The following is an 8577-nucleotide window of genomic DNA, read 5'->3' as shown; positions in this document are numbered from 1 at the left end:
CCCCGTGACGACCAGCGCCGCCCCGCCCACCAGCGCTCCCCCGAGCACGAGCACGAGCACCGGCACCGGCACCGGCACCACGTCCACCACCAGCGCCACGTCCACCACCAGCGCCACGTCCACCACCAGCGCCACGTCCACCACCAGCGCCACGTCCACCACCAGCGCCACGTCCACCGCCAGCGCCGCGCCGACCACGACCAGCGCACCACCAGCACCGAGCACCAGCGCACCACCACCGGCCACGACCAGCGCAGCGCCGGCGACGACCACCGCACCCCCGCCGCCCAGCAGCAGCGCACCACCACCGGCGGCCACGACGAGCGCACCGCCACCCCCGAGCAGCAGCGCACCACCACCGGCCACGACCAGCGCAGCGCCGACGACGACCAGTGCACCTCCGCCGCCCAGTAGCAGCGCACCACCACCGGCGACGTCCAGCGCGGCGCCCAGCACCACCAGCGCACCACCGCCGGCCACGACCAGCACACCGCCTGCCACGAGCAGCGCCGCGCCGTCCACCGCGACCAGCACGAGCGCCACGAGCACGAGCACGAGCGCAACGACCACCAGCGCAACGAGCACCAGCGCAACGAGCACCAGCGCAACGAGCACGAGCGCAACGGGCACGACGACGACCACCGCGTCCCCGAGCTGAGGAGGTGGCCGGGGTGGCCCTAGGAGGCGGCCCGGCGCGGCCGGCGCTCCGCCTGCTGGGCGTCCTGCGGGTCCCTGCCCATCAGCTCGCGGTAGGCGGCGGTGTGCAGCCGTAGCCCGAGGGCGGCCTCCTCGGCGTCCCGGGCGAGCGTGTCGTCGGACGCGGGCGCGTCGGCCGCCGTGTCGACGACCTCGGTGAGGTCGGCCAGCGTGGCCAGGTGCTGGTCGGCGCGGTCGAGGAGGTCCTGGGCGGCGGCCGTGGAACCGACGAGCCGGCCCAGTGCCGCCCGGAGCCGGCGTCCCTCGGCCTCCAGCCGGGGCAGCACGGCGGGCACGTCACCGAGGTGCGCACCGGCCCGCTGAGCGACGGCGACCCGCTCCCGGAGCAGCCGGTGGGCCCGGGACACCCGCAGCGCCCGGAGCGCAGCGGCCCGGTTGGGCGTGGCCCGGGGGCGGCACGCGCTGACGGCGAGCACGCCGTCGGTGACGAGGTCGGTGGCGGCGACGACCAGCCGGCTGCGCAGGACGCGGCGCAGCAGGTACACGGCGGCGCCGACCAGCAGCCCGGCGAGGACGAGGCCGACGAGAGCGACGACGATCAAGAACTCGAGCATCCGGCGCTCCACGGGATCGGGGGTGGACCCCGACTGTGCGCCCTCCCGGCGAGCAGTTCAAGGTCGTCCCGGGTGCACCGTGGACGCGGGGTGTCACATCGAGGGGACCGGCGGTGCTATCCGGACATGGACCTGGTTCAGCACGGGCGGTCGGCGGCCACGGCGGACCTGCCGCTGCCCCTGCCCGCCACGGTCATCGGGCGGGCGGGGAGGAAGGGCGTGGCGGTGTCGGGTCGGGCGACGCGGGACGCCGTGCGGGCCGACCTCGCCGAGGTGTTCCGCCGCGACTACCAGCGGGTCGTCGGCGTGGCCGCCCGGGTGCTCGGCTCCCGGGACGAGGCCGAGGACGTCGCCCAGGAGGTCTTCCTGGCCTTCGGCCGGTCGGCCGTCCCGGCCGGTGAGGCACCCGGCTGGCTGTCGGTCGCCGCTGCCCACACCGCGCTGAACCTGATCCGCTCAGGACGCCGCCGGGCGTCCCGGGAGGAGACCGTCGCCGCCACCGCCGAGGTCGTCGCCCCCGACGTCGCGGAGACCGTGCTGACCCGTGAGGACCGCAGCCGGGTGCGCGCAGCGCTCGCCGGGCTGCCCCGCAAGCACGCCGTGGCCCTGGTGCTGCGGCACAGCGGCCTGAGCTACGCCGAGGTGGCCGCGGCACTCGACATGTCCCCCGGCAGCGTCGGCACGACGGTCCGTCGTGCCGAGGCCGCCCTGCGCAAGGAGCTGATCCGTCATGCGTCATCCGACTGAGGGCGTGCTGCGCCGGCTGCTCGACGAGCCGGCCGGTGTGTCCGAGCCCGACCGGGCCCACGTCGCCGGCTGCCCGGTGTGCCTGGGCGGCCTGGCCGCCGCACGCCAGGACGCCGACGCCGTCGGCACCGCGCTGCAGCCGGCCGGTGAGGGGACCGTGGACCTCCCCGCCGCCTGGCACCGGCTGTCCACCGCGCTCCCGGCGGGCGGCGTGGAACCGGCCCCGGTCCCGGCCCGCGCCCGGCGGGCCCGGGCGGCGCTGCGCCGGCCGGTCGTCGCCGCGCTCGCCTTCGGCGTCGTCCTGGCCGGTGCCGGCACCGCCGCCGCCAACGACTGGCTGCCGGTGTTCCGCACCGAGCAGCTGCAGCCGGTCGGCCTGGACACCGCGGACCTGGTCGCCCTCCCCGACCTGAGCGCCTACGGGGACGTCGAGGTGACCGGCGGCGACGGTCCGCAGCAGGTCCCCGACGCGGCCGCTGCTGCCGCGCAGAGCGGGCTCGACGTCCCGGCGGTGACCACGCTGCCCCGCGGCGTCACCGGTGAGCCCGACTACCAGGTGGTCGGCGAGCTGGGGGCCACCTTCACCTTCTCGGCCGACCGGGCCGCCCGGGCCGCCGCCGAGAGCGGTGAGCCGGCACCCCCGGCGCCGGCCGGGCTGGACGGCAGCCAGGTCCGCCTGGTGGCCGGCCCCGGCGTCGCCGCGATCTGGGGGCAGTCCGCCGGTGTCCCGGCCCTCGTCGTCGGCCGGGCCGTGGCGCCCACCGCCTACAGCTCCTCCGGCGTCCCGTTCGAGACGATGCGAGACTACCTGCTGTCGCTGCCCGGGCTGCCCGACGACGTCGCCGACCAGCTGCGCACCTTCGCCGCCGACGGGTCGACGCTGCCGCTGCCGGTGCCCTCGGACCGGGTGACCACCGAGTCCGCCGAGGTCGACGGGGTGCCGGCCACCGTGCTGGAGACCCGGGACCAGGCGCTCGCCGCCGTGCTGTGGGTCGAGGACGGGGTCGTCACCGTCGTCGCCGGGTCCCTGGGCCCCGATGAGGTGCTCACCGTCGCCGAGGACCTCGACTGACCGTGACGACCGATTCCACGACCCTCGGGGACGGCGCCGTCCGCGCCGCGGCGGACCTGGTGGCCGGGCTGCCACCGACGGCGGCGGTCTGGTGCACCGGGCTGCGCAAGCGGTACGGCCGGCACCAGGCCGTCGACGGGGTGTCTCTCCAGGTCGCCCGTGGCGAGGTGCTCGGACTGCTCGGCCCGAACGGCGCCGGCAAGACCACGGTCATCAAGATGCTGCTGGGCCTGGTCCGCCCCGACGCCGGTGAGGTCATGCTCCTCGGCCGCCCGGCCGGCGACCCCCGCGCGCGGGTCCGGGTCGGCTACCTGCCCGAGCTCTTCCGCTACCAGCCGTGGCTGACCGCCACCGAGGTGCTGGCACTGCACGTGCGGCTGGCCGGCGTCCGGGTGCCGACGGCCGAGCAGCGGGAGTGCCTGGCGCTGGTGGGCCTCGCCGACCACGCGGCCGGCCGCTCGGCCGACCGGGTGGGCGGCTTCTCCAAGGGCATGCAGCAGCGGCTGGGGCTGGCCGTCGCGCTCGTGGCCCGGCCGGAGTTCGTCGTGCTCGACGAGCCGACCAGTGCGCTGGACCCGCTGGGCCGGGTCGACGTCCGGGACCTGGTGCTCGCGCTCAAGGCCCGCGGGGTGGCGGTGCTGCTGAACTCCCACCTGATCGGCGAGGTCGAGCGGGTCTGCGACCGGGTGGTGATCCTGGACCGCGGCCGGGTCGCGGCCGCCGGCACCCTCGCCGAGCTGCTCGGGCAGCGCGAGGTGCGGCTGGAGCTGACCGCGGTGCCGCCGGCCGCGCAGGCACGCCTGGCGGCGGCGGGGGTCGTCGACACCGCAGGCGACTGGGTCACCGTCGCGCTCCCCGCCGACGACGACGGGACGGCGGTGCCCGACCTGGTCGCCGACCTGGTCGCCCTCGGCGTCCGGGTGCACGCGGTCGAGCCCGGGCGGATCAGCCTGGAGGAGCGGCTGCTCGGCATCCTGCGCACCGGCGCCGAGGAGCCCCTGTGACCGCCCGCGTGGTGCTCGCCTTCGCCGGGCTCACGCTGCGGGAGGCCGCCCGCCGCCGGGTGCTGCGGGCGCTGGCGGTGCTCACCCTCGCCCTCCTCGGGCTCAGCGCCTGGGGCTTCTCCCGGCTGACGGCCACCAACGACTTCGGCACGCTGACCAGCGGCGAGGCGCGGCTGGTGGCCTCGCAGCTGCTCAACCTGGTGATGTTCGGCCTGAGCCTGATCGCGGCCCTGGGCACGGCGTTCCTCGCCGGCCCGACGCTGTCCGGCGAGGTCGAGTCCGGCATCGCGCTGTCGGTGCTCGCCCGGCCGGTACGCCGGTCGACGGTGCTGCTGGGCAAGTGGCTGGGGCTGGTCGCGTTCGGCGCCGGGTTCATCGTGGTCGCCGGGCTGTCGCTGTGCCTCGTCGTCCGGCTGACCGTCGACTACTGGCCACCCCAGCCGGCCGGGGCGCTGGCGCTGCTCGCCGCCCAGACGGTCGTGCTGCTCACGCTGGGGCTGCTGCTGTCGACCGTCATCTCGCCGATGGCCTCGGGCGTGGTCGCGGTGGGGCTGTTCGGCGCCACCTGGATCGCCGGTGTGGTGGGGGGCATCGGCGAGGCGCTGGGCAACGACGGCGTGGCCCGGGTGGGCACGATCTCCCGGGTGCTGCTGCCCACCGACGGGCTGTGGCGAGGCGCCATGCACGCCTTCCAGGACCCGTCGGTGCTGACCCAGCTGGGCCCGGCCTTCGACGGCTTCCCGTTCCTCAGCGAGGCGCCGCTGACGCCGACGTACCTGGCCTGGGCGGCGCTGTGGGTGGCCATGGTCTGGGGCCTGGCCGCGGTCTCCTTCGTCCGCCGCGACCTCTGAGGCCGGGCGCTGCCCGGCCCGGGGCGTGGGCGGCCGCCGGACCGGGTAGCGCACGACCATGAGCGGGAAGACGGCGGCGGACTACGCGGACGACTACACCGACCCGGAGCTGCGGGCCCGGCTCAAGGACGAGATCCAGGCCGGGGACCGGGGCGGCCGGCCGGGTCAGTGGAGCGCCCGCAAGAGCCAGCTGCTGACCCACGAGTACGAGGCGGCCGGCGGCGGCTACCGGCACGAGGGTGAGCGCACCGCGTCCCAGCAGCACCTCACCGAGTGGACGCGCCAGGACTGGCACACCGCCGACGGCGGCACCGGTGCCCGCGGCGAGGACGGCACCGAGCGCTACCTCCCCGACGCGGCGTGGCAGCTGCTCAGCGACGAGGAGAAGCAGGCCACCGACCGCCAGAAGCAGCAGGGCGACACCCAGCACGTGCCCAACACCGCGGCGGCTCAGGAGGCGCGCAAGGCCGCCGAGCTGGTCGACGCCGCGGCCCCGGAGGCTCGCGAGCAGGTGCGGTCGATGCACGGCGGGACGCAGCTCGACCGCGCCGAGCAGGCCGAGCGGGAGCTCGGGAAGGGGCGGAAGACCGTGCTGGAGCAGATCGAGCGGCAGCGGGCAGCCGACGACCAGGCTCCCGACTGACTCACCCGGCCACGTGCACGACCGCCTCGACCTCCACCGCGATGTCGAAGGGCAGTTCGGCCATGCCGACCGCCGAGCGAGCACCGCGACCGCGCTCGCCGAGGACCTCGACCAGCACGTCGGAGCACCCGTCGATCACCGCTGGGGTCCGGGTGAAGCCCGGCCGGCAGTTGACCATCCCGAACAGCTTGACCACCCCGCGGACCCGGTCCAGGTCGCCCAGCTCGGCCCGCATCGCCGCGAGCAGCTGCAACCCGGTGAGCCGGGCGGCGCCCCGCGCCGTCTGCAGGTCCAGGCCGCCCTCGCCCACCTTCCCGGTGACCAGGCCGCCGTCCGGCTGGACGGGGCCCATCCCGGAGAGGAAGAACAGCTCCCCGGCGACCCGGCCGGGGACGTAGTTGCCGGCCGGGCCCCGGGGGGTCGGCAGCTCGATGCCGAGTTCTCGCAGTCGCGTGTCGACGTCCATGAGCTGATGGTGGCGCGGTGCCCATGGCCGCACCAGGCCTCGAGGGCCAGGATGCCCAGATGACCAGGAACTCCTCCCCCGTCCGGCTCGAGCGCGACGGGGACGTCGCCGTGGTGGTGCTGGACCACCCGCCGCTCAACCTGTTCGACGAGGCGGTCTTCGCCGGGCTCGAGGACGTGGCGGGGCAGCTCCGCGATCTGACCGACCCCGGTGCGCCCGACCGCGCCCGCGCGGTCCTCGTCGAGGCGCGCGGGAAGGTCGTCTCCGGCGGGGTCGACGTCGCGCTGTTCGCCGCGATCGCCGAGGGCGAGGACGCTGCCCAGCACGGCGCGGCGCTGTGGCGACGGCTGCTGCGGATCACGCAGGCGGTCGAGGACCTGCCGGTGCCGACGGTGTTCGCCGCGCACGGCCTCACCCTGACGGCGGCGTTCGAGCTGGCGCTGGCCTGCGACCTGCTGCTCGCCTCCGAGCGGGCGTCCTTCGGCCTGGTGGAGCGGGTCGTCGGGCTCTCCCCCTCGATGGGCGGCCCGCAGCGGCTGGCCGAGCGCGCCGGCCCGGCCCGGGCGAAGGAGCTGGTCTACACCGGCAAGCGGTACCCGGCCGCCACGCTGGAGCGGTGGGACGTGGTCACCGAGGTGCTGCCCGAGGACGGCTTCACCGCCGCCGTGCACGCCTACGTCCGCGACCTGGCCGCCGGCCCGACCCTGGCCCACGCGGTGACCAAGCAGCTGGTGACCACCGCCGTCCGCGACGGGGTGCGGGCCGCCGACGACCTCACCCCGGCGGTGTCCGGCGCACTGTTCGGCACCGCCGACCTGCGCGCGGCGGTCGCCGGCTTCCTCCGGGAGGGCCCGGGGAAGGCGACCTTCGAGGGCCGGTGAGCGGTCAGCGCCGGTGCCAGCGCAGCGTTCCGGCCGCCGTCGTGCCGAGCACGGCCAGCGAGAGGCCGGCGCTGCGCGGTGCGACGTCCCCGCCACGGCGCGCCACCAGCACCGCGGCGGCGTCCAGGAGGGTGAGCAGCAGGGTCACCTCGGTGGTGCGTCGTGCCTGCGGCGGCGGGGTGACCAGCAGCGCTGCTCCCATCGCGATGTTCCGGGCGGCGATCAACCGGACCAGCAGCGGCAGCGCCCGGTCGGTCCGTGCCGCGGTGTCGTCCACGCCCAGCACGCTGGTGATCGCCCGGGGCGCGAACAGCGCGCCGGTGCCCAACCAGATCGACAGTGTCCCGATGCCCTTGCGGGTGACGTCCCATTCGCCGGCCATGGCCGGTCACTGCCCGGCCGGGTGCGCCCCCAACCGGCCCCCGGTGGCCACGAGGACCAGGACGAGGGCCAGGAACGGCAACGTCACGGCACTGGCCACCAGGTCGCTGACGGTGGCGACGGTGAACGCCCCGACGCCGGGGGCGTCCAGCGGGCCGAGGACCCGCTGCAGCCCCAGCGCGGCCACCGAGGCGGGGATGGTCAGCACCGCGGAGACCGCTCCTCCGCAGACCACCCCGGCGAGCACCGTCCCCGGAGCGGTGCGCACGGCGCGCCAGGCCAGGCCGGTCCCCCGCGGCAGCGCACCCGCCGGAGCCGGCCGACCGGTGCTGGGCAGCTCGGCCAGGGCGCCGGTCACCCACAGCTGGGCGACCAGCGCGGTCGCGAACCCCAGCACGTCGACCGCCACGGCGGCGGACACCCGGGGGTCGTCCCAGACCAGCACCTGGCGCAGCACGTCGGGCACCGTGTTGACCAGCGTGGCCGCCAGGGAGGTCAGGTAGGCCGCCCGCCAGTGCCTGCGCAGCAGCTGCACCGCGGCGCGCAGCACGGGGACCGGCCGGCCGGCGTCGCTCACCGCTTGGTCGCCGCCAGGGCGGTCCAGCACCCGGCGAACCGGGTCTCCTGGCCGATGACGGTGAGCCCGGCCGCCGAGCAGGCGGCGGCGAGCCCGGCCGGGGTGGGCCGGTCGCCGTCGGAGGGGTGGCGGGAGACGGCCCGCAGCGGCCGGCTGTCGACGATCCGCGCGGTCATCTCGCAGGAGAACAGCCGCCCGCCCGGGCGGAGGACGCGCGCCGCCTCCCGGACGACGTCCCGCCAGGCCTCGGCGTGGTGCAGCACGTGGTACCCGAACACGGCGTCGTAGGTCCCCTCCGCCGCCGTCAGCGCGGTCGCGTCGCCGGCCTGCACCGCGACCCGGTCGCCGAGGTCCCGCACCGCGGCCCGGGATGCCGCCACGCTCGCCTGGTGCAGCTCGACGCCGTCGACCCGGGCAGCGCCGAACAGGTCCAGCGCGAGCCGGAGGCCGGTGCCGCGGCGGCCGCTGCCCAGCTCCAGGGCGCGGCCGCCGGACAACCGGCCGCCCAGCCGCAGCAGCACCGGGGCCTCGAACCGCCGCTGCGCCAGGGCGCGGGGGCGGGAGTCCACCCAGAGCCGGTTGGCGTCCAGGTAGGTCGGGGGGACAGCGGCGCGAGCACGGTCGGGGGGCGTCTGGGGCACGACCCGGTGGTCCCCCCTCCGGGTGCCGGCAAAACCGCGACGC

At 76.7% G+C, this 8577-nt stretch carries 12 protein-coding genes; 6 read left to right on the top strand and 6 right to left on the bottom strand.

Going from position 1 to position 8577, the window contains the following annotated elements:
- Together FHL79_RS25200 and FHL79_RS19065 are read right to left on the bottom strand one after the other, a co-directional pair.
- Positions 1 to 630, bottom strand: a 630-nt coding sequence (locus FHL79_RS25200) for a hypothetical protein (RefSeq protein WP_179966104.1), incomplete at its 3' end; no start/stop codon positions are given.
- 47 nt (positions 631 to 677) lie between these two features.
- Positions 678 to 1271 carry a hypothetical protein gene (locus FHL79_RS19065; RefSeq protein ID WP_138760156.1) on the bottom strand — a complete coding sequence of 198 codons (594 nt, stop codon included), beginning with the start codon at positions 1269 to 1271 and terminating at the stop codon, positions 678 to 680.
- Positions 1272 to 1397: 126 nt separating this feature from the next.
- On the opposite strand from FHL79_RS19065, the gene FHL79_RS19060 reads away from it, so the two are divergent.
- From FHL79_RS19060 to FHL79_RS19040, 5 genes are read left to right on the top strand one after another with little or no spacing between them, the layout of a single operon-like run.
- Positions 1398 to 2018 (top strand): sigma-70 family RNA polymerase sigma factor, encoded by a 621-nt coding sequence (locus tag FHL79_RS19060; protein ID WP_246080990.1) that lies wholly within the window; start codon positions 1398 to 1400, stop codon positions 2016 to 2018.
- A complete protein-coding gene (locus tag FHL79_RS19055; RefSeq protein ID WP_138760155.1) occupies positions 2002 to 3090 on the top strand; it encodes a hypothetical protein in 1089 nt (362 codons plus the stop codon). Before FHL79_RS19060 ends, FHL79_RS19055 begins: the two co-directional genes overlap by 17 nt.
- 2 nt (positions 3091 to 3092) lie before the next feature.
- Positions 3093 to 4094 (top strand): ABC transporter ATP-binding protein, encoded by a 1002-nt coding sequence (locus FHL79_RS19050; protein WP_138760154.1) that lies wholly within the window; start codon positions 3093 to 3095, stop codon positions 4092 to 4094.
- Entirely contained in the window at positions 4091 to 4945 is an 855-nt protein-coding gene (locus tag FHL79_RS19045) for an ABC transporter permease subunit (protein WP_138760153.1), read from the top strand. The genes FHL79_RS19050 and FHL79_RS19045 overlap by 4 nt, the downstream gene beginning before the upstream one ends.
- A 58-nt stretch (positions 4946 to 5003) precedes the next feature.
- The gene (locus tag FHL79_RS19040) at positions 5004 to 5588 is read left to right on the top strand and encodes a hypothetical protein (protein WP_138760152.1); all 585 of its coding nucleotides are present in this window, start codon (positions 5004 to 5006) and stop codon (positions 5586 to 5588) included.
- 1 nt (position 5589) lies between these two features.
- Here FHL79_RS19040 and FHL79_RS19035 read toward each other — a convergent pair whose 3' ends face one another.
- Positions 5590 to 6054 carry a RidA family protein gene (locus FHL79_RS19035; RefSeq protein WP_138760151.1) on the bottom strand — a complete coding sequence of 155 codons (465 nt, stop codon included), beginning with the start codon at positions 6052 to 6054 and terminating at the stop codon, positions 5590 to 5592.
- A gap of 59 nt (positions 6055 to 6113) precedes the next feature.
- Here FHL79_RS19035 and FHL79_RS19030 point away from each other — a divergent pair, with 59 nt between their 5' ends.
- Positions 6114 to 6935, top strand: a complete 822-nt coding sequence (locus FHL79_RS19030) for an enoyl-CoA hydratase/isomerase family protein (protein WP_138760150.1) — start codon at positions 6114 to 6116, stop codon at positions 6933 to 6935.
- A 4-nt stretch (positions 6936 to 6939) separates the two neighbouring features.
- Here FHL79_RS19030 and FHL79_RS19025 read toward each other — a convergent pair whose 3' ends face one another.
- From FHL79_RS19025 to FHL79_RS19015, 3 genes are read right to left on the bottom strand one after another with little or no spacing between them, the layout of a single operon-like run.
- On the bottom strand, positions 6940 to 7317 hold the full coding sequence (locus tag FHL79_RS19025) for a DUF4267 domain-containing protein (RefSeq protein ID WP_138760149.1): 378 nt from the start codon (positions 7315 to 7317) through the stop codon (positions 6940 to 6942).
- A 6-nt stretch (positions 7318 to 7323) separates the two neighbouring features.
- Entirely contained in the window at positions 7324 to 7893 is a 570-nt protein-coding gene (locus tag FHL79_RS19020; protein ID WP_138760148.1) for a hypothetical protein, read from the bottom strand.
- Positions 7890 to 8534, bottom strand: coding sequence for a class I SAM-dependent methyltransferase (locus tag FHL79_RS19015; protein ID WP_138760147.1), 645 nt, complete (start codon positions 8532 to 8534; stop codon positions 7890 to 7892). Before FHL79_RS19015 ends, FHL79_RS19020 begins: the two co-directional genes overlap by 4 nt.
- Between the last annotated feature and the right edge of the window lie 43 nt (positions 8535 to 8577).

The organism is Modestobacter altitudinis (genome assembly GCF_005930475.1).
In the GTDB taxonomy this organism is placed as follows: Bacteria; Actinomycetota; Actinomycetes; order Mycobacteriales; family Geodermatophilaceae; genus Modestobacter; species Modestobacter altitudinis.
This window is presented reverse-complemented; position numbering and strand designations above follow the sequence as displayed.

Excerpts from the sequence above, each read along its gene's own strand:
- FHL79_RS19065 (WP_138760156.1), bottom strand. The coding sequence starts at position 1,271 with ATGCTCGAGTTCTTGATCGTCGTCGCTCTCGTCGGCCTCGTCCTCGCC.
- FHL79_RS19060 (WP_246080990.1), top strand. The coding sequence starts at position 1,398 with ATGGACCTGGTTCAGCACGGGCGGTCGGCGGCCACGGCGGACCTGCCG.
- FHL79_RS19055 (WP_138760155.1), top strand. The coding sequence starts at position 2,002 with ATGCGTCATCCGACTGAGGGCGTGCTGCGCCGGCTGCTCGACGAGCCG.
- FHL79_RS19040 (WP_138760152.1), top strand. The coding sequence starts at position 5,004 with ATGAGCGGGAAGACGGCGGCGGACTACGCGGACGACTACACCGACCCG.
- FHL79_RS19035 (WP_138760151.1), bottom strand. The coding sequence starts at position 6,054 with ATGGACGTCGACACGCGACTGCGAGAACTCGGCATCGAGCTGCCGACC.
- FHL79_RS19030 (WP_138760150.1), top strand. The coding sequence starts at position 6,114 with ATGACCAGGAACTCCTCCCCCGTCCGGCTCGAGCGCGACGGGGACGTC.
- FHL79_RS19025 (WP_138760149.1), bottom strand. The coding sequence starts at position 7,317 with ATGGCCGGCGAATGGGACGTCACCCGCAAGGGCATCGGGACACTGTCG.